At 68.0% G+C, this 25,307-nt stretch carries 22 protein-coding genes and 3 pseudogenes; 11 read left to right on the top strand and 14 right to left on the bottom strand.

Translation table 11 applies throughout. The features are described 5' to 3' along the window. Positions 1–147: 147 nt before the first annotated feature. Positions 148–366, bottom strand: coding sequence for a hypothetical protein (locus OG456_RS02900; RefSeq protein ID WP_266556918.1), 219 nt, complete (start codon positions 364–366; stop codon positions 148–150). A 797-nt stretch (positions 367–1,163) separates the two neighbouring features. Here OG456_RS02900 and OG456_RS02895 point away from each other — a divergent pair. The 4 genes from OG456_RS02895 (at position 1,164) to OG456_RS02880 (ending at position 3,934) form a co-directional block, all read left to right on the top strand. Next, complete coding sequence (locus OG456_RS02895) at positions 1,164–1,994, top strand: IS5 family transposase (protein WP_266556916.1); 831 nt, start codon at positions 1,164–1,166, stop codon at positions 1,992–1,994. Further along, positions 1,991–2,413 (top strand): hypothetical protein, encoded by a 423-nt coding sequence (locus tag OG456_RS02890; protein ID WP_266556914.1) that lies wholly within the window; start codon positions 1,991–1,993, stop codon positions 2,411–2,413. Before OG456_RS02895 ends, OG456_RS02890 begins: the two co-directional genes overlap by 4 nt. 341 nt (positions 2,414–2,754) lie before the next feature. Further along, positions 2,755–3,672: an NADP-dependent oxidoreductase gene (locus OG456_RS02885; RefSeq protein ID WP_266569013.1), complete on the top strand. Its 918-nt coding sequence runs from the start codon at positions 2,755–2,757 to the stop codon at positions 3,670–3,672. Between the two features lie 25 nt (positions 3,673–3,697). Continuing rightward, complete coding sequence (locus OG456_RS02880; RefSeq protein WP_266556912.1) at positions 3,698–3,934, top strand: hypothetical protein; 237 nt, start codon at positions 3,698–3,700, stop codon at positions 3,932–3,934. Between the two features lie 247 nt (positions 3,935–4,181). Here OG456_RS02880 and OG456_RS02875 read toward each other — a convergent pair whose 3' ends face one another. Continuing rightward, a complete protein-coding gene (locus OG456_RS02875) occupies positions 4,182–4,433 on the bottom strand; it encodes a hypothetical protein (RefSeq protein ID WP_266556910.1) in 252 nt (83 codons plus the stop codon). Between the two features lie 327 nt (positions 4,434–4,760). Further along, entirely contained in the window at positions 4,761–5,147 is a 387-nt protein-coding gene (locus tag OG456_RS02870) for a nuclear transport factor 2 family protein (RefSeq protein WP_266556908.1), read from the bottom strand. Positions 5,148–5,554: 407 nt separating this feature from the next. Here OG456_RS02870 and OG456_RS02865 point away from each other — a divergent pair, with 407 nt between their 5' ends. Further along, on the top strand, positions 5,555–6,016 hold the full coding sequence (locus OG456_RS02865) for a hypothetical protein (protein WP_266556906.1): 462 nt from the start codon (positions 5,555–5,557) through the stop codon (positions 6,014–6,016). Between the two features lie 179 nt (positions 6,017–6,195). Here OG456_RS02865 and OG456_RS02860 read toward each other — a convergent pair whose 3' ends face one another. Together OG456_RS02860 and OG456_RS02855 are read right to left on the bottom strand one after the other, a co-directional pair. Further along, positions 6,196–6,846 carry a GNAT family N-acetyltransferase gene (locus OG456_RS02860; protein WP_266556904.1) on the bottom strand — a complete coding sequence of 217 codons (651 nt, stop codon included), beginning with the start codon at positions 6,844–6,846 and terminating at the stop codon, positions 6,196–6,198. A 94-nt stretch (positions 6,847–6,940) separates the two neighbouring features. Further along, positions 6,941–8,194 (bottom strand): IS256 family transposase, encoded by a 1,254-nt coding sequence (locus tag OG456_RS02855; RefSeq protein WP_266556902.1) that lies wholly within the window; start codon positions 8,192–8,194, stop codon positions 6,941–6,943. Positions 8,195–8,428: 234 nt separating this feature from the next. Between OG456_RS02855 and OG456_RS02850 the strand changes: the two are divergent. Next, positions 8,429–8,638, top strand: a pseudogene (locus OG456_RS02850) (winged helix-turn-helix domain-containing protein); the annotation flags it as partial. A 45-nt stretch (positions 8,639–8,683) separates the two neighbouring features. On the opposite strand, the pseudogene OG456_RS02845 reads toward OG456_RS02850, so the two are convergent. Together OG456_RS02845 and OG456_RS02840 are read right to left on the bottom strand one after the other, a co-directional pair. Next, positions 8,684–8,860: pseudogene (locus OG456_RS02845) on the bottom strand (transposase); the annotation flags it as partial. 142 nt (positions 8,861–9,002) lie between these two features. Then, complete coding sequence (locus OG456_RS02840) at positions 9,003–10,049, bottom strand: aldo/keto reductase (RefSeq protein ID WP_266556900.1); 1,047 nt, start codon at positions 10,047–10,049, stop codon at positions 9,003–9,005. Between the two features lie 138 nt (positions 10,050–10,187). On the opposite strand from OG456_RS02840, the gene OG456_RS02835 reads away from it, so the two are divergent. Next, positions 10,188–10,811 carry a TetR/AcrR family transcriptional regulator gene (locus OG456_RS02835; RefSeq protein WP_266556898.1) on the top strand — a complete coding sequence of 208 codons (624 nt, stop codon included), beginning with the start codon at positions 10,188–10,190 and terminating at the stop codon, positions 10,809–10,811. Positions 10,812–11,051: 240 nt separating this feature from the next. On the opposite strand, the gene OG456_RS02830 is transcribed toward OG456_RS02835, so the two are convergent. After that, positions 11,052–11,216 carry a hypothetical protein gene (locus OG456_RS02830; RefSeq protein ID WP_266556896.1) on the bottom strand — a complete coding sequence of 55 codons (165 nt, stop codon included), beginning with the start codon at positions 11,214–11,216 and terminating at the stop codon, positions 11,052–11,054. Between the two features lie 320 nt (positions 11,217–11,536). Here OG456_RS02830 and istA point away from each other — a divergent pair, with 320 nt between their 5' ends. Continuing rightward, positions 11,537–13,012: an IS21 family transposase gene (gene istA, locus OG456_RS02825; protein ID WP_266556894.1), complete on the top strand. Its 1,476-nt coding sequence runs from the start codon at positions 11,537–11,539 to the stop codon at positions 13,010–13,012. Positions 13,013–13,071: 59 nt separating this feature from the next. Beyond that, entirely contained in the window at positions 13,072–13,845 is a 774-nt protein-coding gene (istB, locus tag OG456_RS02820; protein WP_266569011.1) for an IS21-like element helper ATPase IstB, read from the top strand. Positions 13,846–14,299: 454 nt separating this feature from the next. On the opposite strand, the pseudogene OG456_RS02815 reads toward istB, so the two are convergent. The 6 genes and pseudogenes from OG456_RS02815 to OG456_RS02790 all read right to left on the bottom strand — a co-directional run. Then, positions 14,300–14,410: pseudogene (locus OG456_RS02815) on the bottom strand (IS5/IS1182 family transposase); the annotation flags it as partial. A gap of 260 nt (positions 14,411–14,670) precedes the next feature. Beyond that, positions 14,671–15,759: a hypothetical protein gene (locus OG456_RS02810; protein ID WP_266556892.1), complete on the bottom strand. Its 1,089-nt coding sequence runs from the start codon at positions 15,757–15,759 to the stop codon at positions 14,671–14,673. After that, on the bottom strand, positions 15,756–19,259 hold the full coding sequence (locus OG456_RS02805) for a DNA polymerase III subunit alpha (RefSeq protein WP_266556890.1): 3,504 nt from the start codon (positions 19,257–19,259) through the stop codon (positions 15,756–15,758). The genes OG456_RS02810 and OG456_RS02805 overlap by 4 nt, the downstream gene beginning before the upstream one ends. 161 nt (positions 19,260–19,420) lie before the next feature. Further along, the gene (locus tag OG456_RS02800) at positions 19,421–19,687 is read right to left on the bottom strand and encodes a hypothetical protein (protein ID WP_266556888.1); all 267 of its coding nucleotides are present in this window, start codon (positions 19,685–19,687) and stop codon (positions 19,421–19,423) included. Continuing rightward, positions 19,684–20,124: a hypothetical protein gene (locus OG456_RS02795; RefSeq protein ID WP_266556886.1), complete on the bottom strand. Its 441-nt coding sequence runs from the start codon at positions 20,122–20,124 to the stop codon at positions 19,684–19,686. Before OG456_RS02795 ends, OG456_RS02800 begins: the two co-directional genes overlap by 4 nt. Positions 20,125–20,844: 720 nt before the next feature. Next, positions 20,845–21,576, bottom strand: a complete 732-nt coding sequence (locus tag OG456_RS02790) for an HAD-IA family hydrolase (RefSeq protein WP_323136280.1) — start codon at positions 21,574–21,576, stop codon at positions 20,845–20,847. A 447-nt stretch (positions 21,577–22,023) separates the two neighbouring features. Between OG456_RS02790 and OG456_RS02785 the strand changes: the two genes are divergently transcribed. Both OG456_RS02785 and OG456_RS02780 read left to right on the top strand, forming a co-directional pair. Next, the gene (locus OG456_RS02785) at positions 22,024–22,479 is read left to right on the top strand and encodes a MarR family winged helix-turn-helix transcriptional regulator (protein ID WP_266556882.1); all 456 of its coding nucleotides are present in this window, start codon (positions 22,024–22,026) and stop codon (positions 22,477–22,479) included. After that, a complete protein-coding gene (locus OG456_RS02780; protein WP_266556880.1) occupies positions 22,472–25,039 on the top strand; it encodes an MFS transporter in 2,568 nt (855 codons plus the stop codon). The genes OG456_RS02785 and OG456_RS02780 overlap by 8 nt, the downstream gene beginning before the upstream one ends. Positions 25,040–25,307: the final 268 nt, after the last annotated feature.

Here is a 25,307-nt window from a genome sequence, read left to right as displayed (position 1 = left end):
CCCGCCGACCTCATCGGGCCCGTGTGCGATCGTCACGCCTCCCAGGTACGTTGAGCCGTCAGTCGAGGGGGAACGCTCGCGAGGGAGCGCCCCGCAACGCGTGGCTGCGGGGCGCCGATCCACTTTCACAACGGGCCCTAGTGGGGTTTAGTCGACCGTCTGCCCGTCGTACATACCGCCTCTGCAGGTCGGGAGCACGGGCGTCGACCGATCGATCTTTCCGCCGTTGTCCGTGCACTCACCCGGGGTGACGCTGGCCGGGGTGACGCTGCCGGCGGTGGCGGTGGCGGTGGCGGCGCCTGTGAGGCCGAGTCCGGCGAGGGCTGCCGTGGCGAAGACTGCGGCGAGGATTCGTCGAATGCGCATTTGGTTCGCCTTTCACAGATTGCCTCGGTTGGGACACTACTCAGCCAATTGTTCATCCATGTGGGCGACACGTCATGTTGGGCCGTTCGGTTGACATTGCTGTCGGGTGCGGGGTCGGTGACGCGACCCGTCAGAGCGGATGGAAGCCCGTGCCACATCCGTGCCAGAAAGAGCGGATCCCAGCGGTCAAGAGCAGTCAAGCGCGACGCCTCGCGATTAATCACCAGAGGCCGTTTGCGCTGGTCAGCGTCAACCCCCTCCGTGACGGCCCGGTGATTCCCAAGCTCAGGGCTCTTCGTTGCCGCGGCGGACAGATCCCGGGTACTGCTCCCCCTCGTCGCCGATCAGCTTCGCGGACAGTTCGGCTGCGAGGTCAGCCAAGCCGACCACGTCCACACCAGGTGCGTGGGCCCCGGACAGAATCACTCGTCCCTCGCACCAATGGAGCCCGACCGCGACGCTGTCCAGGCTGCCCAATGTGAACACCGGTTGCCGCCTACGCTGTGCAGGTCGAGGTGGCCTTCTTGCCGAAGTGCCGCGCTGTTGTGTGCAAACTCAAGCCAGTCGCGCAGCGAGATGGGGCGTTCCTCGCTGTCCAACCAGTCCGAGGCGCGCGTCATGTGCAGTTCGTATCCCATACCCGGGATCATTCACCGCAGGTCTGACACGTCTCCTGCCCTGTCGACGAGGCCTCTGAGAGTGCGGTACGTGATCTTCTGTCCGGCTTGTGATCGCTCGATGGTGTGATGTTGGGGTATCGCGGCCGGTCAGGCGTTCGGGGTTCGCTGGGTTGTGGCATGAGCATGCGCAAGCCGTACGCGAGTGACGCTTCCGACGAGCAGTGGGCCCTGGTCGAGCCCGTGATCACAGCCTGGAAGGCCACGCATCCGTCGGTCAGCGGCCATCAGGGCAGATACGAGATGCGGGAGATCGTGAACGCGATCCTGTACCAGAACCGCAGCGGCTGCCAGTGGGACCTGCTGCCCCACGACCTGCCGCCCGCCGGCGCGGTGAAGTACTACTTCTACAAGTGGCGCGATGACGGCACCGACCAGACCGTCCACGATCTGATGCGGTGGCAACTTCGCGAGAAGAAGCGGCGATTAGCCGATCCGAGTCTGGTGGTCCTGGACACGCAGAGTATCCACGCCGCGGTCGGCGTCCCCGCCACCACGACCGGCAAGGAGGCCGCTAAAAGAGTGCCGGGCAGGAAGAGATGCCTGGCCGTGGACGTGTTGGGCCTCGTCGTCGACTGCGTCGTGCTGCCCGCCTCCGCGCACGAGAACGCCGCCGGTATCGCCCTGCTGGACGGTGTCGCCGCACAGTGCGACACGGTGACCAAGGCCCTGGTCGACCAGGGCTTCAAGAACAAGGTCGTCGAGCACGGCAAGACCGTGGGCATCGACGTCGAGATCGTCGAACGCAACCCGGACCAGCGCGGGTTCGTTCCGCAGGCGAAGCGGTGGATCGTGGAGCAGACGAACGGGATCTTGATGTTCTACCGCCGTCTCGTACGCGACTACGAACACCGTCCCGCCTCCTCCCGCTCCCGCGTTCTGTGGGCGATGACCTCGGTCATGAGCCGCCGCCTCACCGGAGCCACCCTCGCCTCCTGGAGGACCGCATGAGCGACAACCCGCAGGTCAAGGCCATCCTGGAACACATCGAGAACCGTGAGCGCGAACTGGCCGACCAGGCCGGGCAGTTGCGGGACCGCATCGAGGAACTCACCCGGCAGCTCGGCGAGATCGACGCGGAGAGCGAGAACCTGCGCATCACCCGCAAGACTCTCCTCACGCTCCCGCTGCCCTCACCCGCCACCGAGCCGGAGGGCCCCGACATCCCGGACCACCCCGCCTACCGGCAGATCCTCACCGCCCTGGCCGACACAGGCCGGCCGATGCGCGCCCGCGACCTGTGCCAGGCCCTCGACCTGCCAATCCTCCCGAAGAACACCGAAGGCATCCGCTCGAAACTCAAGCGCCTGGTCAGCCGCGGCGTCCTCGCCGAGCCCGAACCCGGCCTGTTCGCCCGCCCCGGCGCTTGAGGACCATCTCGCGCCCATGACCAGCGATCCTTGTCCAACCTCAACTACGAAACGGACAAGAACTCACGTTCCGCACTCTTAGCGCGTCGGGTGCTGTTGCCCCGGCATGACGACGCTCGCCCGGCTGGTCGCGTCGGTGCGGGGGCGGCGAACCAGCGACTGTGAGACAGCTCTACGGGCTGCTGAGTACCGGTCAGCGGGCAGTCCTCGATTCCCTGCTGACCGTGCCGCCGGGGGCGCGGGTGTCGGAGCTGGACTCGACGCCGACCAGCTGGTCACCTTCGTCTGAACACCCACCCGGAAACCAAACCCACAACACATGCGAGGAAGAGGACAATTCGATGAAAGCCATTGTGGTAACCGACCAGGCCGCGGGAACGGCCGGGATGACGCTAACGGAGCGGCCTGAACCGCCCGCATCGATCAACGACGTCATCGTTCAGATTCATGCATCGGGCTTCGTCCCGACTGAGATGGAGTGGCCATCGACCTGGACCGATCGCGCCGGCCGCGACAAGACACCGTCGATCCCCGGCCACGAGCTGGCCGGAGTGGTCACCGCCCTCGGCTACGGCACGACGGGGCTATCGATCGGACAACGAGTGTTCGGCCTCGCCGACTGGCACCGCGACGGCACCCTGGCGGAGTACGTGGCGATCGAAGCACGCAACCTCGCACCGCTGCCCGGCGACGTCGACTTCACCGTCGGCGCGTCCCTGCCCATCTCAGGTCTGACCGCGTGGCAGGGGCTGTTCCAGCACGGCCGCCTCCAGTCTGGCCAGACCGTCCTCGCCCATGGCGCGGCCGGGGCAGTCGGGACGATGGTGACCCAGCTCGCACGTGAGGCCGGCGCCTACGTCATCGGCACCGGACGCGCCGCCGACCGTGAGAAGGCACTCGACTTCGGCGCGCACGAGTTCGTCGACCTCGAAAATGACGCGCTGAAAGACGTCGGCCGCGTCGATCTCGTCTTCGACGTCATCGGTGGCGACGTTCAGAAACGGTCCGCTGCCCTGATCAAGGCTGGAGGAACGCTGGTGTCCATCGTCGGCCCGGTCGAGGCGCGACCCGCTGACGGCCTGGCGGTGGACTTCGTCGTCGAGGTCGATCGTGCCGAACTGGGCGAGATCGTGCAACGAGTGCGGGACGGACGACTGCGGACAAACATCGGTGACATCGCGAGCTTGGACGATGCTGTTGGCGCCCTTAACCCGACCACGCGACGCCGCGGGAAGACAGTCATCCGCGTACGCCCGTAGGAAGTGACGGCCACAGTCCGACGGCGTGCTCGGCACCCTCGGCGCCACCGAGGTCGCCGCCGGCGCCCGCATGATCTCCGGCGAGGTCGCCCGCCACCGACCCGTGCTGGTCAACGGCATCCCCGGCCACATGTCCTGGCGCCCCGACGGAACCCCTGTCTTCGTCATCGCTTTCACCGTCGCCGAAGGCCGGATCACCGGCATCCACATCGTCGTCGACCCGGCCAAACTCGCCTCGATCCATCTGCCGGCCCCGTCCTGAGCCGGTGTCGTCAGGGTCGGCCCGGCGTGTGTATCCCAGGCCGACCGCCCGAGTTCCGCTGGCGCCTCCGGACGGTCTCCGCGCTCCGACACCTTCGCTGACCTGGGCCGCTAGACCTCCCACCGCCACGCTGGCCAGGTACCGCCAAACCCTTGGCCTTCAGCCAACGCTCAAGCTGCCCGTCCAGCCTTTCCCATCACACCGGGCAAGGAAGTGGTGAGCAGGAGTAATCGTCAAGACCGGTGGTTCAGCTACTGATCGAGGTGCATTCGTTTCGGCTGTCGGTGATGGTGGTCAGGAGGTCCGCGATGCGACAGTCCACGGCGACCCCGGCTTCCGTCTCGAAGTCGCCGACGACTCGGGCAGTATCGGCGATATCTGAGGGGTGGAAGCTCCAGCCCTGGATGCCGCTCCAGCCGACTTCCACCCGGACGCGGTCTCCGTCGGGGGAAGAGACCCGGAGCCAGCCCGTGCACTCATCGGAGAAGTCGAAGGGCAAGAACACCGTGCCCCCTGTCGGCCGTAGCCGCTGCACCTGCTTCGCCCCACTGGTCGAGGAGACGGGCGATCTGCTGCGACACGTTTGCCCCAGCTGTCGGCGTTTCGTCTCTGGCCAGGTAGAACGAGTCGCAGACATGCCGCCACGCGCCGAGCCGCAGCAGGAGGTCGTCGTGGACGTCTGATCGGTAGTGCGCTTCAGGTGCAGTTCGACGCGGTTCACGACGAGAAACCTACTGGCCCACCGGGGACGGCTCAGGCCACGGCCGTTTTCGGCCGCTCGACCAAGAGGCCGCCTTCGAGGCGAGCCCCGGCCTGTAGGCGGCCATCAGAACATCGTGTTGTCGTTCTCGGACGTGGGGGGCATGACCTGAAGCACGTCCCAGTGCTCGACGATCTTTCCGTCCACGTCGAAGCGGAAGATGTCGATGCCGGCGTACTCCTCGTCCGGCCATACCTGATGGCAGTGCAGGACAACATGGTCACCCTCGGCGAGGACACGCTTGAACGCCACGCGCTTGCCCGGGTACTCGGCTGCCATCCGCTCGAAGTAGTCGACGAATGCCTGCTTGCCATCAGCCACATGCGGGTTGTGCTGGATATAGGTCGCACCCGCGTACCTCTCCAGGGCCTCCGCCGGGCGACACTCGTTAAACATCAGATCGTAGAACGCCGTTGCCGTGGCCTTGTTGCGTTCGAGGTCAGCATGGGTCACGGCGATCACGGTACGTCGATCCGTCGGACATTTCGACAGGGCGCCTCGACGCCCCACACGGCAGATGCTGAAGAACCAGATCCACAGATCGTGACTATTACTCGCTGACCGCCAGCTCAACACCCTTCCCGAACGCGACCGAATCGGGCCGTAGGACAATCGCCCTGTGGCCCTGTCTCGCCAGGAACCGATCGGTTGTTGCGCACCGCGCTTCTCCGTGGCCGCCACCGCTCACATATACCGGATGCAGACGACACAAACTCTGGTACGGAAAAGCAGGCGTGACGGGCACTCGGGGCGTAGCGCCGAGGGGAGCCAAAAGCCGCCAGTTCGTGATCTTGAGGTCTGGCCGGTGCCGACCGTCACCGGCCACGGCCTTGACGGGGTTCGCGCCTACGGTGGGTGTTATGAACGACATCGAAGCCGACATCGAAGCCGACATCGACGACTACCTCGCCCGCTACGCCGGCACCCTCACCTCCTACGATGCCCAGGCAGCGGCCGACCTGTGGGGAAGCCCGGGCATGATCCTCAACGACCAGCAGGGTGCCGGCGTGCTGGAGTCCCGGGAAGCCATGGCCAGCGGGCTGGAGCAGTCCTACCCCCTGTACCGCAAGCTCGGCCTGGCCTCCGTCGGATACGAGCGCCTGAGCCATGATCAGCTCAGTGACACGATCTTCCTCGTCCGTGTCCGGTGGCTCTTCTACGACAAGGACGGCAATCAGATGACCGACAGCCTCGCCAGCTACATTCTGCGCCGCGGGGACGAGGGGCTTCGGGCGTTCGTGTGCGTCCCCGCCGACGACGCCGAGAAACTGCAAGCCCTGGCCACCGAGAAGGGCGTCAGTCTGTTCGAGGAGACCCCGTGAACCGGCCGGTCGAGGGATAGCCCTGCTGTCGGAATTCGATCGGCTCTTGGACCCGGCGCCTGGGCGCGGAGCCGTGCAGTGCGAGGGCGGTTGTCCCGACTCACGTGATTGGCGAGATATTGTCAAGACCTGTGGATCAGTGATCGTGGCTTGATCCGCTGGTTCGGACTCCGAAGAGTTCAGTGGCCGGTGGTGCAGGCCAGCGTGAAGGTGTCGGGCCAGGTGAAGCGGAGCTTGTTGGGGGTCCCGTTCAGCCGGGATGGCACGCCGCCAGGGGGCGAAATCGGCGCTTTTTCAACGCAGGTGCCGTTCATAGCCCGGTAGAACTGCTGAGCAGAGGTGTTCTGTTCCTGTACCCACAGATACATGGATTTGCCAGTCGCCTGTCCGGCGATGGACTCGCCTGCGCGGGCGAGCAATACCCTGCCCACACCGGTGCGCTGACGGTCGTGGGAGACGTGCAGGTTGTCGATGAGGCTGCCCCATCGATCATCGTCGTCGAAGACGACGTGCACGAAGCCCGCCAGCCCGGCCTGATCCTCGGCGATGACCGTCATACCCTTGGCCGGGGCGGCGAGCCGCGAAGACCACACGGCCAACCTGTCGGTGAGGATGTCGCCGTCCAGGTATGAATCGGCATAGGCGCCGCGGTAGTTCCGGCGCCAGCTGTCGGCGTGCAGCATCGCTACCTTTTCGGCGTCGTCGGGACCTGCTACACGCAACCGTGGCGACATCGTGCGCCCCTTCTTCTTCGACTGGTATTGCTTGATGATCGCAGGTGATGAATACCCGGGCCCGCTGGTGCCAGTTACCGAGACATGACCCGGCACCGCTGACCGTAAGAGCTGGAAGCACTGATCACCGTTGCCGTGTTGCCTCTTCCACTACGTTATTGTCAAGACGTGTGGTTCGGGTGACGTCTGATCAGGCTGCGATAGCCTCTGGTCGTTCGACCAACTTGCCGCGTTCGAAGCAGGCGCCGGCTCGCACGAGGGCGACGAGGTGGGGTGCGTTGACCGCCCGCCAGCGGGCCTGAGCCGACTCGATCAGCTTGAAGACCATCGCCAGCGCCGCCGCCGCGCTGCCGGCACCCTTGGTGACCTTGGTCCGAAGCCGCACCGTGGCGAAGGTTGATTCGATGGGATTTGTCGTGCGCAGGTGGATCCAGTGCTCGGCGGGGAAGTCGTAGAAGGCCAGTAGCTCCTCGGCGTCGTCGGTGACCTTGCCCACCGCCTTGGGGAACTTCGCGCCGTAGGCCGCCTCGAACGCGGCAACGGCCTTGCGGGCGTGGTCCTTGTCCTCGGCGTTCCAGATCTCGGCCAGCGCCTTCTTCGCCCCGGGGTGGGCGGACTTCGGGAGCGCACCGAGCACGTTGGCGATCTTGTGAAACCAGCATCTTTGCTGGTCAGCCTCGGGGAATACCTCTGCGAGGGCCTTCCAGAACCCCAGCGCGCCGTCGCCGACGGCAAGGGCAGGCGCGCGCATGCCTCGACGGACGCAGTCACGCAGCAGGTCAGCCCAGGAGGCCGTCGACTCCCGGTAGCCCTCCGCGAGGGCGATCAGCTCCTTGGTGCCGTCGGCGCGCACGCCGATCATCACCAGCACGCAGGAGCGGGCCTGTTCCAGGCGTATGCGTAGGTGGATGCCGTCGGCCCACAGGTAGACGTAGTCGCTGGCGGACAAGTCGCGGCGGGCGAAGTCGCGGTGGTCGTCCTGCCACTGGGCGGTCAGCCGGTTGACCTTCGGGGCCGACAGTCCGGCCGCCGAGCCAAGGAACTGCTCCAGGGCGGGGGCGAAGTCGCCGGTGGACAGTCCGTGCAAGTAGAGCAGGGGCAGCACCTCGGCGATCGTGGGTGACTTGCGGCACCACGGCGGCAGGATGGCGGAGGAGAACCGCTTGCGCTCACCGGTCGCCTCATCGGTGCGCTTGTCGTTGACACGTGGGGCGACCACCTCGATCGCGCCGGCGGCGGTGGCCACGGTGCGGGGCTGGTGGTGGCCATTGCGTACCACTAGGCGGCGGCCACGATCGTCCTTCTCGTGGGCCAACTCGACAATGTAGGCGTCGACTTCGGCCTCAAGCGCGGCGGCCAGCATCCGCCGCGCGCCCTCCCGGACGATGCCGTCGATCAGGGAGCCGTCTCGCGGCGAGTCCTCGTTGTTCACTGCGGTAAGCACGGGCGTACCCTCCCGACCGGTGCTGCTACACCGGTCTGCTCGGTGACCTTCGATCGATCACCCGGGAAGGTACGCCCTCCGCATGCCCTCCCAGGAGCGATCCACAGATCTTGAGCATTGCTCGTGATTGGCCCTGTCACGAAGGTCAGCAATGCCGGCCGCGACGGCGCCTCGCGGCCCTAGAGTTACCGGGCTTGGTTGTCCAGGGAGGGAGAGCTCAGTGAGTCCTGAGCGGTGGTCCCTGAGCGTGGTTTCGGCTGCATTCTTCACGAGGCACAGTTCGCGCAACTGGAGGCGGAGCAGGCCAAGGGGCCGCCCGCGCACGGCTGGGAGGACCAGCGGTGGACGCTAGCGTGGGTCAAGATGGTGATCGGGCGGCGTTTCCACCTGGCCTACACGATTCAGGGCGTGCGCAAGTTGCTGGTGCGCAACGGCTGGTCCTGCCAGGTGCCCGACGAGCCGTGGCCGCCCCGACCTGGGGGCGGTCTCGAGCATCCGCTCGAAGGTGCCGTCCGGAGCCCACCGGCGAAAGCGGGTGTGCAGCGTGGCCCATGGGTCATACCGCTCAGGCGCATCCCGCCAGGCTGTGCCCGTCCGGAACTTCCACACGATCCCGTTGAGCACGGTTCGGTCGGCCACCCGCTTCCGCCCCCCGCAGGGACTCAGGCGGCAGCGGCCGAACTGTCAATCCTCATGGGACAGTTCATGACGACGTATCATCCGACCGTGATCCACCCTTCAAGATCATTTGAAGGATCGTAGTCTGCTCCAGGGTGTGCCGCAGGAACTCATCGCGAGCGGGCCGCCGTCAGCGGTGGTGGGCGAGCCTGCGGCGTTGCTCGGGGTCGGTCAGGGCTGGGCGCCTGTAGTCGCTGTCCGCGGGATTGAGTGTGACGCCGGGGGCGACGATCTCGTCGATGCGGTCGAGGATCTCGTCGTCGAGCCGGACCTCGGCGGCGGCGAGCTGGTCGGTGAGTTGCTCGACCGTGCGGGCGCCGAGGATCACCGAGGTGACGCCCGGGTGGGTCGACGCGAAGGCGAGCGCCAGGCGCGTCAGGGAGGTTCCCGCCTCGTCGGCCAAGGCCGACAGGCGCTCGACGGCATCGAGTTTGCGCTGATTGCCCGGCAGGTCGAGGTTGAACTTGTGGGCGACCGCCTGCCGGAATCCGTTCATCTCGATTGGCTCGCCGCGGCGGAACCGTCCGGTCAGCCAGCCGCTGTTGAGTGGACTCCAGGTCAGCACGCCGAGCCCGTACTTCTGCGCGGTGGGCAGCACGTTCGCCTCAATGCCGCGCACGAAGATGGAGTAGGGGGGCTGCTCGGTGCGGAAGGGGATGTGGTTGCGGCGGTCGGCGGTCCACTGGGCCTCGACGAGCTGTTCGGCGGGGAAGTCCGAGGTCCCGATCGCCATGATCTTGCCCGCGCGCACCAGGTCGGACAGGACCGAGAGCGTCTCGTCGATGTCCGTACTCGGGTCCGGGCGGTGTACCTGGTAGAGGTCGATGCGGTCGGTGCCCAGACGGCGCAGGCTGTCGTCGACAGCCTTGGTGAGCCAACGGCGGGAGTTTCCCTGCCGGTTGGGGTCCTCGTCCTTGAAGCGGACGGGAAAGTGCCCCTTGGTCGCGAGCGCGACCTCGTCGCGGCGGTCGCGGATGGCCTTGCCCACGATCTCCTCGGCCTCGCCGCCCGAGTATTGGTCGGCGGTGTCGATGAGGTTGATCCCGGCGTCCAGGGCCGTGTGGATCAGCCGGGCCGCATCGTCGTGATCCGTGTTCCCCCACGCCCCCAGACGCAGCGTGCCCAGCGCGAACTTGCTGACCGATATGCCGGTGCGGCCCAGCTTCCTGTACTGCATCACTCACCGCTCCTTGATGTCGCCTCTCCCCGCGGACGGGGTGCGAAGTTGCTACCTATCTGACGCCATGAAGTTATGACATGCAACACCGATGTTGCAAGTAGTTGCCTAATCGGAGTGCGGGTGTAGCGTGTCGGTGTGACGGCGCAGAAGCAGCAGACGGAACAACAGGCGAAACGGCCCCTCCGGGCCGACACCGAACGGACCGTGCAGACGATCCTGGAAGCGGCCGAGCGCGTTCTGGCCACCAACCCGGCGGCGACCATGGAGCAGCTCGCCCGGGCCGCCGGCGTCGCCCGGACCACGGTCCACCGCCGGTTCGCCACCCGCGAGGCACTCCTGGACGAGCTCACCGGCTGGGCCGCCCGCCAGTTCGCGGACGCCGTCGGCACCGCCCGCCCGGACGCCGCCCCGCCGCTCGTCGCCCTCTACCAGGTCACTGCCAACGTCCTCCGCGTGAAGACCGACTGGTCGTTCGCCATGAATCGCGCGGCCGAGGACGCCCACCCCGAGGCGGCCCGCATCCACGCCGAGGTCCGGGCCACCTGCGTCCAGCTGTTCCGCCGTGCCCAGGAGGCGGGCGTACTCCGCCCTGACATCGACCTCGACTGGACCCGGCGCGTCTACTACGCCCTCATCCACGAGGCGGCCAAGGAGGGAGCGGGAGGCGGCGACGCGGACGCGCTCGCCACCCGCGTCGTGGACACCCTGCTGCGCGGCGCCGGGGCCCCGGCCGGACTCGTGAGGCAAGCGGCAATTTGAAGACAGGGCCTGGCTCGGTCGTGGGCGTCCGAGGGCCCTCAGGTATTCGGGCCTGGCGGCTTCCTCCTCTGCACACCAGCAGCTAATGCGCAGAGTGGGTTCCAGGTAAGTAGTCGGCATCCCGCAGCCTCTTTGCTGCACCCCATGTCTCCCAGGTCAGAAGACATACGAGGGCGGTCGCAACCACCGCACCCGACGACCTAGGGCGCGACTCGGAGCACGGCCCAGGTCGCGACCTTCTCACCCGATCCAGTCGATCTCGCGTACCTCGATCGCCCTGGCGTGCGGCATGTATTGCAGCCAGCACCGGCGCTCGAACGCCTCGCGGATCTCCTCCCACGGGCCGGGATCACGTGCGTCGGGCCACGCGCGAGGATCGCGGCGCACACACTCGGATAACTTCAACTTCCCAAGATCAGAGGACGGTTGTCCCGTCTGGTGGTGCTGAGGGTTCAGTGGCGACTTCGCGTACTCAATGCGCGGTCACATGGAAGCCCCGGACGGCGCGTAGTGATGCAAGTGACGGCGGCCGTGGCAAAGTCCAGGTGTGCGGCCAGTTGAGTCCAGGTGGATGGCCACCGGAAATCCAGGTGGATGGCCGTCTGACCTGTGGTGTTCCTGATCGCTGCCTTATCTGAAGGAGACCCCTCCGTCCGGTTTGCTGGTGTTTGCGAGCATCAGCAGTCGGTCGGAGAGGTCCTGTGACGAAGTCTGACAGAGAGATCATGGAAATCCTTGAGGCGTACTACCTGACCGGGACGGTCTGGTCGGCGGCGACCTTGGCGGGACACGATCCGAAGACGGTCAAGCGGTATGTCGAGGCCCGCGCCAGCGGGCGAAATCCTTATGAGCGAGAGCCGCGGCCGAAGATGATCGATGCGTTCCTGGAGAAGGTCAAGGAGTGGGTCGAGCAGTCGAAGGCGACGATCCGCGCCGACGTGGTCCACGAAAAGCTGGTGAAGATGGGCTACCGGGGCAGCGCGCGCTCGACGAGGCGGGCGGTGAACGCGGCGAAGACGGCCTGGAAGGCGGGCAAGCGCCGCACCTACCGGCCGTGGATTCCCGAGCCGGGCCGGTGGCTGCAGTTCGACTGGGGCGAGGGTCCGCGCATCGGCGGCCGGCGGACCTGGCTGTTCTGCGCATGGCTGTCCTGGTCCCGGTTCCGAGTGGTGATCCCGGTCTGGGACTGCACCCTGGGCACGCTGGTGGCCTGCCTGGACACCACGTTGCGCCGGATCGGCGGGGCACCGACATACGTACTGACGGACAACGCAAAGACGGTCACCGTCGAGCACATCGCCGGGATCCCGGTGCGGCACCCGCAGATGGTCGCCGCCGGCCGGCATTACGGCTGCCAGGTGGTCAGTTGCGTGCCATACGACCCCGAATCGAAGGGCGGCGCGGAGGCCACGGTCCGCATCGCGAAGGCTGACCTGGTGCCCACGGACGCGAACCTTCTTCCCGCCTACGACTCGTTCGCCGAGCTTGCCGATGCCTGCCTGACCTGGTGCGACACGGTGAACTCGCGCCGTCACCGGGCGAGCGGGCAGATACCCGCCGACCGCCTGGACATCGAACGCACGACTTTGCACGTCCTGCCCAGCGAGCCGCTCGCGCTCGCGCTGGGCGAAGAGAGACTGGTCGGCTCCGACCGCACCATCAGCTTCAACTCGGTGCGTTACTCGACCCCGCCCGGCTATACCGGCGTGAGGGTGTGGTGCCGGGTGGTCGGCGAGGAACTGTCCATCACCGCCCGCACCAACTCCGGCGATCTGTCGGAGATTTGGCGCCACCAGCTTTCCACCCCGGGTGTTCCGCAGATCATCGACGAGCACTACCCCGACCATCCCGACGGCCGCAGCGTCCACCAGCCCAGACTGCAACCACGCTCGGAAGCCGAGATCGCGTTCGTGGCCATAGGCCCCGGCGCGGGACGCTGGCTCAAGGAAGCCGGACCCGCCGGCGCCACCCGCATCCGCGCCAAGATGGTCCGCGCGGTCGAGCTGGCCACCGTCCTGGGCAACGACCGGGTCGACCAGGCCCTGGGACTTGCGGCCACGGCCGGGCGCTTCGCCGACGGCGACCTGCTCTCGATCCTGGGACACATCGCGGACAGTAAGCCAGCCGGCGAGGTCGTCCGCGCCGACGAGGCCCACTCCGTCCAGAACGGAACCATCGGCTGGCAGGCCCTGGGGAAGTGACCAACTCCCCGCCCCACACCACTTTCTGGCTGCACATCACCCACGAGAACGGCACCTCCATGAGTTTTCCCAACCCGCCCGCCATCCCCGAGGAGCTCGACAAACTCATGCGCCGCATGCGCCTGCCCTATATGCGCAAAGCAGCCCCCGACGTGCTGGCCACCGCCCGCGCTCAACGCTGGGACCCGGCCGAGGTCCTGCGACTGCTGATCGCCGAAGAGGTCACCGGCCGCGACGCGGCCACCCGGCGGCTGCGACGCCACTCGGCGAACTTCCCCACGGGCAAGACCCTGGGCTCCTGGCGGGCCGAGGACTCCACCATCCCCGAACCCACCCAGAACTCGCTGATCACCCTGGAATGGATCGGCCGCGCCGAGAACCTGGTGATCGCCGGCCCGAGCGGCACAGGGAAAAGTCACTTCACCGAGGGACTCGCCCAGGCCGCGATCGAGAAGGACCTGCGGGTCTCCTGGTTCACCCTGGAGACGCTCAGCGCCGCCATCGGCAAGTCGAAGGTCGACGGATCCACCGCCCGCACCGTCGCCCGGATCTGCCGGGCCGATTTGATCGTCATTGATGACATCGGACTGCTGCCGGTCGGCGAGGACGCCGCCGAGGCGTTCTACCGCATCATCGATGCCGCCTACGAGCGTCGTTCCATCGCGGTGACCAGCAACATTCACCCTTCAGGCTTCGACACGATCATGCCGAAGACCCTCGCGGGCGCCAGCACCGACCGCCTCATGCACCACGCTCACCTCGTCACCACCACCGGCGACTCGCACCGCCTCGCCGAGGCCCTCGCCGGCAAGGGAGTGGTCCCCTTGAGCTGACCCCCACCCCCAGGAACACCACTGGCCACACGCCTGGGTTTCTGATGGCCACCAGCCTGGACACCCAACGGCCACCCACCTGGGCATCTCAATGACCGTTGACAGCAAGTAGTCCTGCAACTGCGGCTCGAGCCGTGGCAGGTCACGGTCGTTAACCGCATGCCACAGACGGTTCTCAATCCACAACCGATGGGCAAACTCCTCGAACGACGGCGCACACCACAGGATCGCGGCCCTCTGCTCCTCCGCATCGTCGAGATCAGTATGTGTCTCTTCCCCGTCGCGCCGCGCCTCGCACTCGTACTCGTAGTCGAGGTCGGAGTGCACCACGAACACCTCGCTCGACGGACGTAGGTAGAGGTACCAGATGACGCAGTCCTGCTGATCCCGGAGGAACCGCACGAGGAAGGCACCAGGCTCGACCGGACTGGGAAGCGGCTCCGAGAGATCCGTCCAGACGGTTGATGCAGCGTTCGACGCTGTCGCGTCGCTTGTAGGCCTCGCGGTCGAAGGCAGGCGGGCGGCCGCCGCAGCGGCCCTTCCGCTTTCGGCGGGCGATCTGGTCGGCGGGCCGTGGGATCACCGCCCGGATGTTGCGCCTGCGTCTCGGATGACTGGGGAAGAGTAGGCCCGGTCCGCCAGGGCCACGCGGGGCCGGATGCGCGGTCGGCCGATCGCTCTGGGCACGCGCAGTGCGGCCATGACGTGCTCGAACGCGGGTACGTGCCGACCTGGCCGGGCGTGAGGACGAAGCACAGCGGGCGGCAGCGGCCGTCGGTGCCGTCGATGGAGAGACCAGGTGGTAGCGGCCTGCGCTCGCCCTGCTCATGTCGGCTCCTTGAGGTGCCCGCCTTGTGGGGCTTGGGGGAGGGTGCGGGCGAGGGCGGCGGCTGTGATGACGTGTGGTCCGAACCGGCTGCGAGCGGCGTCTGCGACGGCTTCGATGCGGCGGGCTTTGTCGTCGCCGCCGTCGTCGAGCAGCAGTTGGTGGTGGGCGCCTTCGGCGGTTTCGAGGTGATCGGCGCGCAGGGAGAGCTGCCGCACGCGAGCCCGTTGCAGGCCCAGGGCCGCGTACAGGGTGTAGGCGAGCGTGCTCAGCGCGGGGGTGTGCGGGGTGGGTTCGGGAAGGGCGCGGCTGCGGGTGGTGCTGGAGCGGTCGGCGTACCGGACCGTGAGGGTAAGGCCCCGGCACACCTCGCCGGTTGTACGCAGTCGGGCGCCCAGTTCTCCGCTGAGGGCGAGCAGCGCCCGACGGTGGACATCCGGATCGAGTTCGTCGTGTTCGAAGCGATGGCTGGCGCTGGTGGAACGGATCAGTGCTCCGCGCTGGACAGGCCGTTCGTCGGTGCCGTGGGCGCGGGCGGTCAGCTCGCGGGCGGCGTGCGCGCCGAGGAGCCGGGTGAGCGGGCCGGTGGGGGTGTCGGCGAGCTGTCCGATCGTGGTGATGCCGTAGCGGGTCAGGGTTTTGGCGGTGGCGGGGCCGATGCCGGGAAGCGTGGCGAGCGGCTGCGGCCGCAGGAACGCGGCCACCGCGTCGTCGGCAGGGCCGATCACGGTGATGTTGCCGTGGCGGGTGGCTGCGGCCGCCATCGCGGCGATCATCGGTGAGCGGCCGCCCCCGACTGTCGCCCGCACCCCGTAGAGCGCTATGGACCGCAGTTGGAGCAGGGCAGCGATTTCGTACGGGCTGCGGTCGAAGAGCCGCAGGGCGCCGGTGATGTCCAGGTCGGCGCTGTAGTCGGCGGGGTGGGGCTGATGGATGGGGGTGATGTCCTCCACGAGCCCGAGCAATTTCTCGAAGAGCCCTAGCGGGTCGGGGTGGTCGGCGAGGTGGAAGTACACGCGCAGCACACTGTGCGGGCGCGACGAACGCGGGCCGGTCGGGGTGTCGTACGACGCGGAAAGGATGGTCATCCGGCGCTCCCGGGGGAGCGGTGGCCAAGGCGGCGAAGGTCGGCGGCGCGGGTGCCGGCGGGCTGAAGGTCGGCCCAGGCGTGCAGTTGCGCGCCTGCGGTGCCGTCGGTGAGTGCGCGGCCGCGCGCCGAGGCAGTGCCCGGTGCGGGGGAGGGGGCGGGCTGTGGGGGTGTGGGCGCCGGTCCGCTGCGGCCGATGAGTTCTGTTGCGGCCTGCACGCCGTGATCCCGGCGGACCGCGGCGACTTCTTCCAGGTCCCAGACCATTTCGCCGACCACCGTGCGCCGGGCCTGGTGCCCTTCGCCGGGGCGGTCCAGGCCGCGTTTCTCGACGGTGCCGCGCACCAGGAGCAGCCCGGAGTGGAAGATCGTGTGCGCGCAGGCGTCGTGCGAGTCTTCGAAGAAGGCGAGGTCGACGAGTCCCGAGCCGTCCTCCAGCGTCACGAAGATGACCCGTTTCCCGCTCGGGATGGGCGGGGTCTGGGTGGAGGCGCGGACCCCGGCGACAAGGACCGTCTGCCCGGGGATCATGCGCCGCAGATGGGCGGAGTCGGTTGCCCCGAGCTCGCGCAGCAGCCGGTGGTGGTGCTCCATCAGGTGCTGGGAGACGTCGATGGACAGGACCTCGATCTCGGCACTCATCCGCTCCCGGCTGGTCATCTCCTTGAGGCCGCTGGGCTCGGACGTCACGAGCTGCCCGCCCAGGGCGAGCTGACCGTCGGCGGCCTTGTGGTTGCGTGCGTGCCGGTGCAGTTCGCTGGCCTGCAGCAGCAGATCCCGGCGCGTCAGTTGGCCCTTCACGTCGTCGAGGGCACCGATCTGGATGAGGCGCTCAGCGATCGGCAGTGATGGTCTGGCGCGTTGCCAGAAGTCCTGGAGCGACGCGTAGGGCTGGTGGGCGGCGATCCGCGCCTCCTCGCTCTCGCTCATGCCCTTCACGGTGGACAGGGCCAGACGCACGCCCCACCCGTTTGCGGTGGCCTCGACCTGGTGCTCGGGCCGTGAGCGTGAGACGTCGACAGGTAGGACGGGGACACCATGGCGGCGGGCGTCGGCAACGATGACCCGCATCGGCCACATCCCGGGATCGTGTTCCAGCAGCCCCGCATACAGGGCGGCGGGGTGGTGGGCCTTGAGCCACGCGGACTGCACCGCCGGCACGGCGAAGGCGACCGCGTGCGCGCGGCAGAACCCGTACGCCCCGAACTCGCGGACTACCGACCACACTTCGTCGACGACCGCGGCGGTGTAGCCGCGTGCTGTGGCTGCCTTCGTGAACCAGGTCCCGACGCCGGGCAGGCGTTCGGGATCGGCCAGGGCGCGGCGGGCGATGTCACCGAAGGCGCGGTCGCAGCCGGTCATCTTCGCGAGGATCGCGATGATCTGCTCGTGCCAGATCACGACCCCGTAGGTGTCGTTGAGGATGGGTTCCAGGTCGGGGTGCGGGTAGTGGGGTGCGGCGCCGTGCCGGGCGGCAATGAATTTGGCGGGCATGCCGCCCTTGACCGGGCCGGGGCGGAAGAGGCTGATGTCAGCGATGACGTCCTGCATGTGGCGCGGCTGCAGCCGGCCGACGAGGTCCATCTGGCCTGGCGACTCGATCTGGAAGCAGCCGATGGTGTCCGAGCGGCGGATCATCTCGAACGTGGAGGGATCGTCGAGGGGGACGTGGTCGGGGTTGTCGAGGTCGAGGAGGCGGCCGGTCGTGCGGCGGACCTCGGTGACCGCGTGCGCCATCGCCGACTGCATCCGCACCCCGAGCACATCGAGTTTGAGCAGTCCGAGGTCTTCGACGTCCTCTTTGTCGGCCTGCAGCATCGGGTAGTCGCCGCCCGGGGTGGGCTGCACCGGCAGCCGGTCCAGCAGGGCGGCGTTGGAGAGGATCACGCCGCAGGGGTGCATGGCGTAACCGCGCACGAGGGCGTCCAGGCCCTCGGCGAGCTCGAACAGCGGCCCGTACTGTTCGGCGCGGGCGGCGAGTTGGCGCAGTTCGGGCAGCTCGGCCAGCGCGGAGCGGATGTCGCACGCGCGGATATGCGGGAAGGACTTGGCGATCGTGTCGATGCTCTGCGGGGCAATGCCGAGCGCCAGCCCGGTGTCGCGCAGCGCCTGCCGGGCCCGGTAGGTCTCGGGCATGCCGGTGACCGCGACCCGCTCGTGCCCGAACCTTTCGAAGATCTTGTCGTAGACCTCCAGGCGTCGTGCGGACTCCACGTCGAGGTCGATGTCCGGCAACGACGTCCGCCGCTCGGACAGGAAGCGCTCGAACAGGAGCCGGTGTGCGAGCGGGTTCGCCGTCGCCACGAACAGAGAGTGATTGACCATGGAGCCGGCCCCGGAGCCGCGCGCAGCGACGCGAATGCCCATCGCCCGTACGTCCGCGACGACTTGAGCGACCGCGAGGAAGTAGCCCTCAAACCCCAGCCTGCCGATCACATCAAGCTCATAGTCCAGCTGGCGCACCGCAGCCGCGTCCCGCTCCAAGCCGCGGGCGAGCATCCCGGCCTCGCAGCGCTGGCGCAGCAGCCGCATCGCCCCACCCCGCTCCCGGTCGGCGCCGACCACGTGCGGCTCGGGAAAAGCCGGCCGCCCCATCCCCAGATCCGCCGGCGTCAGCGTGCAGGACGCGGCGACGGCCTCGGTCTCTGCAAGCAGCGCGGCCGCCCGCTCGGCGCCGTGCCCAGCAGCCTCGGCGACCCGCGCGGCGACCGCGGCCATCTCGGCCGGCCCCTTCAGCCAGCGCTCGCCGCCGTCGACCTGGCGGCGGTCGATCGGGCGCAGCAAGCGGGCCGCATCCAGCACATCGGCCAGCCGGTGCTGGCCGGGATCCGCGTAACGGACCGCATTGGAGACAACGACCGGCACACCGAGCTGGTCGCCGAGCTGCACCGTACGGGCGGCCAGCCGGAGCGAGCCCGCCCCCGTGCCGGTCTGACCGAGGTAGACGGCCTCCAGCCGAAGCCCTGCCCTCGCGATGGTCTGCCACGGCTCGAGCAACTGCTCGGCCAGGTCCGGCCGGCCGGCCGAGAGCGCAGCCACGGGCTCCGAGGACGGGCCGAGCAGCACAACCAGCCCCTCACCCAGACGCTCGGCCAGCACCGGCCATGACGCGACCGGAACCCCGTCGACGGGATGCTCATGCGCGGCCGACACGATCCGGCACAGTCGCGCCCACCCGCCCGCATCCTGCGCCAGCAGCGTGACCCGCCACCGCGCCTCGAGGACGTGCGCGCCGCCCCGCACGGGCGTATGCGGCCGCTGGGCGGGCCGCTCGGGCACGGTGGCGGGCGCGACGGCCAGGTCGACCCCGAACACCGGACGGATCCCGGCAGCGGCCGTGGCTTTGGCGAAGCGCACAGTGCCGGCGACGGTGTCCCGGTCAGTCAGGGCCAGCGTGCCGATGCCGCGCTCTGCCGCCCGGCGCACCAGGTCGTGGGGGAGCGAGGCGCCGTAGCGGGGCGAGTACCCCGAGGCGGTGTGGAGGTGGACCCCAGCAGACACGGGACCACCTCCGACTACTCGAGACGCGATTCAAGCCAGGTGGCTACTTCTGTCTCCAATGTATCGAACATAATTCGAACACCGCGAGTCCTGTGGGCCGTGTCGCTTGTGACATTGAGCTGTGACTTAGTGGTCGATTCCGGAAGTCCTTCGGGGGTTGATCACACTGCCGGCGCGGTGGAGGATTCTTCCTGGTGATCGGCGGTGTGCCGGTCGAGCCTGGCCAGCAGATCGTCCAGATCGGAGGTGGTAAACCTCCACTGGAACGGCTGTGCTGTGGCGTTGTAGCGATCTTCGAATGCTCGGAGCCGGGTTCGGATCTCGTCGAGGTCTGTGAAGTCGTTGGGTGAGACGACCTTGCGCTGCACGATGGAGAAGAAGATCTCTATCTGGTTCAGCCAGGAGGCGTGGACAGGCGTGTGGATCATGACGGCGTTCGGGAACCGGGAGGCAGGCGGTCGATGGCCGACCTGCCGCGGTGGGAGGAGCCGTTGTCGACGATGAAGAAGACCCGTTTCGCGCTGGCGTAGGGTTCGTTGCCCATCACCTGCTCAACCAGTCTCATGAACGGCACGATGCCTGTGCTCTGTTCGCAGCGGCCGAAGACCTCGGCCCGGTGGAGGTCGTAGGCGGCCAGGTAGGCCAGGGCTCCGCCGCGCCCGTAAGTGTGGTTGACGCGCATCGAACGGGCCTGGCCTGGGGCCAGGGTGGGATGGCAGCGACAGCGGGCCTGGATGGAGGTCTTCTCGTCTGCGGAGATGACGTACTCGTCCTCTCCGAGCGGGGTGCTATCGAAGATGCGCGCGTACAGGTCCAGGACCCGTTGAGCGGTGGCACATGTGCGCCGCGGACCGCTGACGACCATCGGCGCAACTTCATCTGGTGGGGGCACACGACCGTGTCCGAATCACACGGCGATGTCCTCCCCGTGGGAGTTCTTGTGCTGACTGGTCGCAGGTACCGGCTTGAGGTGACGGCCGGCCAGGCCGCGCAGGGTCAGGAGTTCGCTCATATCTGCCGGTCGGGTGTGGAACACCGGTCTGGAGCAGCGGCGGGCATACCGGCGCAGGGCGCGTGGATGAACTACGTCCCGCAAGCCGGCGAGCTGGCCCACGCCAAGTGCAAGCACGGGTGGTTGAAGGCCGCGCCGTCGCACGTGTTGCAGCAGACCCTCCGGGATCTCGACAAGGCGTGCCGGGACCACGGGACGTTCAAGGTGCGGTGGCGGTCCAAGGCCCGCTGGTCTCCCTCGTTCCGGTTCCCTGCCGCGAGTCTTGACACGGGATTCCTCGGAGCTGCATGAACCGGCTCACTCGCCGGTAGCAGATGAGGGCGACGCCCTTGTGTTTGTCTCAGTCTCGTTGTCTCAGTCTCGATGGGTACATCGTCGAGTCGGCTTCTGCGGTCGCCTGGTATTCGGCTTGGCCCGGAGGCACGGATGGATACGAGCAACCCGCGATCATCGTGAGTTGTGGATCGACGGCTGCCTCGCGGCCACCGGGCTGGTCCTCGACGGTCGACCACGCTCTGCTGACAGCGCCGTGGCCGCCGCCCAGCAGAACGCAAGAAATCGTGCAGGACCGTGTCAGAAGAGGTCCAGTAATTCCGCCAAGGACGCGATGGAAGGCACATCCGAAGTTGTCGAGTCCCGACAGACCGCGCGCCCTGCGTATCCGAGTGTGATCGCGGCGGCGACCAGGCTCGGATCGTCGTCGAGGAAGAGGCACTGTGCGGGCGCGAGATTCAGTGCGGTGCTGGCGTGGTGGTACATGCGCGGGTCCGGCTTGTCGCAGCCGAGTTCGGCGGAGATCGCATACGCCTCGAAGAACTGGCCGATCCCAAGTTCGGCGTGGAGGTCGGGCAGATTGGGCCAGGCATCCGAGACCACCGCCATCCGCACGCCCCGCCGGCTCAGCTCTTCCAGAGTTTCCACCACCTCCGGGTACGTCTCCAGGATCGTGGCAGCCGGGACCTCGCGGCGCAGGTCGGCAAGAAGCTGCAAGGTCGGGTCCACGCCGAGGTCACGAAGCATCACCCGGTGGTACTCGTCGTAGTCGGGTGTCGACGACGAGGCGGCGAAGAAATGGTCGCCCGTGGCGATGGCCGCGGCGAACTGGTCCGGCGTGATCGAGGGGGCATAGAAGAGGACGGTCTGCTCGAAGTCCGCTCGTGGGTTCCACCGGCCGCCAATCGGCTGCGTCAGCACGCCGCCTGAGTCGAAGAGAACTGCACGGAGATCTTCAGGGGAAGATGGTCGTGTCGTCACCCGCCCAGTCTGGTGACCGGACGCTCCGCTGGTCGCCGATACGGCGCTCATTGGCATATGCCGCAGATTGAGTTGCCTGCACTCACTTGAGACGCCATGCAGGTAACCGTCTCAGTCAAATCCGGGCACCGCAGGTCAGGGGATCGCCCTGACCGGGCCTATCGGGTCCAGTACGTACGAGCACAGGCAGCGTCAGACCATGATCGCCTCAAACGGAGAGCTTCTCGCGTCGGCCCCTTCGCCACCGGCGCATCCGGCTGCCATGTGCGCCGGGTCGTGCATCCGAGGCCCCGTACCGGACACCGTTCCGGGCCCTCTACACTCACTTGGTAGCTACAAGCAATAAAATCTGAGCGGAAGAGGGGGCGGGCAATGGGCAAGGGGACGGTCCATGACCGCGCAGCGGGGGAGCACAGGACAACCGAGGATACCGGGGATACCGGGGATACCGGGGTCGCCAGTGCCGAGGAGGCCGGGGCAGGACTGGGGAGCCAGATCGTGCGCTTCACCCGGCTGGTCGCGGCACGCAGGCACCAGACCAAGCTGGACCAGGGCGCCGGTGAGCGCGTCCTGCTGGCCCGGCTCCTGCGGGACGGGGAGCAGCGGGCCACTGATCTGGCCGCCGAGACCTTCCTCGACCTGTCGACGGTCAGCCGTCAGGTCCGCTCCATGGTGGAGCGCGGTCTGATCGAGCGGCGGCCCGACCCGGAGGACCGGCGCGGCACGCTGCTGTACGCGACCGAGTCCGGCAGGGCGGTGTACGAGAAGTACCGCCAGCAGCGCGACGCGCAGTTGGCAGAGCTCCTCGACCCCTGGCCCCCCGAGGACCGGTATCAGCTGATCCGGCTGATGACACGCCTCAACGACGACCTGGTAGCGAATCAAACGAAACGCCACGGCGACGGGACTCAGCCCGAAGCCGGGGCGCAGCAGGGAGCAAGCAAGCATGAGTGAGGCCGTGTCGGCACCGCGCCGAGACACCGCTAAGCACACGGAGGCGACACCCGCCTCCTCCGGCGGTGGCCTGAGCCACCGTCAGATCCTGACCATTCTGAGCGGTCTGATGCTGGGCATGTTCCTGGCCGCGCTCGACCAGACCATCGTCTCCACCTCGATCCGCACCATCGCGGACGACCTGCACGGCCTCAGCCAGCAGGCGTGGGCGACGACGGCGTACCTGATCACCTCGACGATCGCGACGCCGCTCTACGGCAAGCTGTCCGACCTGCACGGCCGCAAGCCCTACTTCCTGGGCGCGATCAGCATCTTCATCATCGGCTCTGCGGCGTGCACGTTCTCGACGTCGATGACCGAACTCGCCGCGTTCCGCGCCCTGCAGGGCATCGGCGCCGGCGGCCTGATGTCCCTCGCCCTCGCGATCATCGGCGACATCGTGCCGCCCCGCGAACGGGCCCGCTACCAGGGCTACATGCTCGCCACCTTCGCCACCTCCAGCGTCGCGGGGCCGCTCATCGGCGGCTTCCTCGCCGGCCAGGACAGCATCCTGGGCGTCGTCGGCTGGCGCTGGGTGTTCCTGGTGAACGTACCGATCGGCATCATCGCGCTGTTCGTCGTCGCCAAGGTCCTCAACATCCCGCACACCCGCCGCGACCGGCGCATCGACTGGTGGGGCGCGTTCACCATCGCGCTCGGCGTCGTGCCGCTGCTCCTGGTGGCCGAGCAGGGCCGCGAGTGGGGCTGGGACTCGTCCAAGTCCCTTTCCTGCTACGGCATCGGCGTCGTCGGCATCATCTCCTGGATCCTCGTCGAGCGCCGGATGGGCGACGACGCGCTGATCCCGATGCGCCTGTTCCGCAACGCGATCTTCAGCAAGACCAGCCTGCTGTCCGTCCTCATCGGCGCGGGCATGTTCGGCGGGATGCTGATGATCCCGCAGTACCTGCAGATCGTGAAGGGCGCGAGCCCCACCAAGTCCGGTCTCGAGATGCTGCCGCTGATGCTCGGCATGATCATCGCGTCCATCGTCTCCGGCCAGATCACCGCGAAGACCGGCCGCTACAAGATCTTCCCGACCGTCGGCACCGTCCTCATGGTCACGGCGCTGCTGCTCTTCCACTTCAAGGTCCAGTGGGACACCCCACTGTGGGAGAGCATGATCTACATGCTCGTCTTCGGCCTCGGCCTCGGCGGCTGCATGCAGACCCTGGTGCTCGCCGTGCAGAACGCCGTGCCGCCGCAGGACATGGGTGTGGCGACCGCGTCGTCCACGTTCTTCCGGCAGATGGGCGCCACCGCCGGTACGGCCATCTTCCTGTCGGTGTTGTTCTCGAACGTCGGCGACAAGATCTCCTCGGCGTTCAAGTCGGCCGCCGGGACGCCCCAGTTCCAGGCCGCGCTGCACGACCCGGCGGTCCTGTCCGACCCGGCCAACAAGCCGGTCCTCGACATGCTGCAGCACCCCGGCGCGGGCGGCGGCGGCTCCGATGTACTGAGCGACTCGTCGTTCATCCAGCACCTGGACCCGCGCCTGTCGGAGCCCTTCAAGCAGGGCTTCGCCGACTCCATGCACGTGGTGTTCCTGATCGCGGCGGGCGTGATCGCGGTCGCGTTCCTCATGGTCCTGTGGACCAAGGAGGTCCCGCTGCGCAATATGTCGGGCCTGGAGGCGCGGGCGGCGGAGGAGAACGGCACCGCTTCGGAGGCCGCCGCCGAGACACCCGTGACGGCGACGGCCGACACGGCGGAGGCGGTGGAGGCGGACCCGGTCGCCTCGCTCGCCACCGCCCTCGCGGACGAACCTGCCTCGGGTGTCCGCGGCCACATCCGCGACGTCGTGGGATCGCCCGTTGCGGGCGCCGTGGTCACGCTGATCGACCTGCGCGGCAGCCAGCTCGGCCGTACGACGACGCAGGCGGACGGCCGTTACGCGCTCGCCGCGCCCGCCGAGGGAACGTACGTCCTGCTCGCCTCCGGCGGCGCGCGGCAGCCGCAGGCCACCACCATCACGGTGGCCGACGGCCCGGTCGACTTCGACCTGGTGCTCTCCGGCGGGGCCGGCCTGACCGGCACGGTCCTTGCCACCCCCGGCGACCGGCCGCTGCCCGGCGCCCTGGTCACCGCGACCGACGTGCGCGGCGAGGTCGTCGCCTCCGCAGCGGCCGACCACACCGGCGAGTTCGGCTTCGCCGACCTGGTCCCCGGCGGCTACACCCTCGTGGTCAGCGCCCCCGGACACCGCCCGGCGGCCCTGCCGGCCGAGGTGGCGGGCGGCGCCGCCAACCGCTACGAGATCCGCCTCGACCCTGGCGCCCACGTCCACGGCACCGTCCGCAACCGCGCGGGCGACCCGGTCGACGACGCCCGGGTCACGCTCCTCGACGCGGCGGGCAACACGGTCGCCACGACGGTCACCGACGCGCACGGCGCCTACGCGTTCAACGACCTGGACACCGGCGACTACACCGTGATCGCAAGCGGGTACGCGCCCCAGGCCGTGCCGCTGCTGGTGAATGGCGAGGGGGTGAAGGACGCGGACGTGAATCTGGGGCACTGACCCACGCAGGTTCGGGGACGAAGCGGGTGTAGTCACGAGGACGCGTCTCGTCGCTGCTCAAGAAACACCTGATGTTGCTGCTCCCGGTCGCCGTGCTGAGGTGAGGGCCTTCCTGATTCACCCGTACCGGGTCGAGGCGGCTGATCTTCGATAGCCGGCCTGGTCTCTCAGCCGGTCACCGGGGGCCTCGTCGCCCCTCGCTGAGCGTTCTCGTTGGCAGACGGTGCCAACGAGAACGCTCAGTCACACCAGCGCAGTTTGCGGACGG

This window comes from Streptomyces sp. NBC_01446 (assembly GCF_026340095.1).
Lineage (GTDB): Bacteria > Actinomycetota > Actinomycetes > Streptomycetales > Streptomycetaceae > Streptomyces > Streptomyces aureus.
This window is presented reverse-complemented; position numbering and strand designations above follow the sequence as displayed.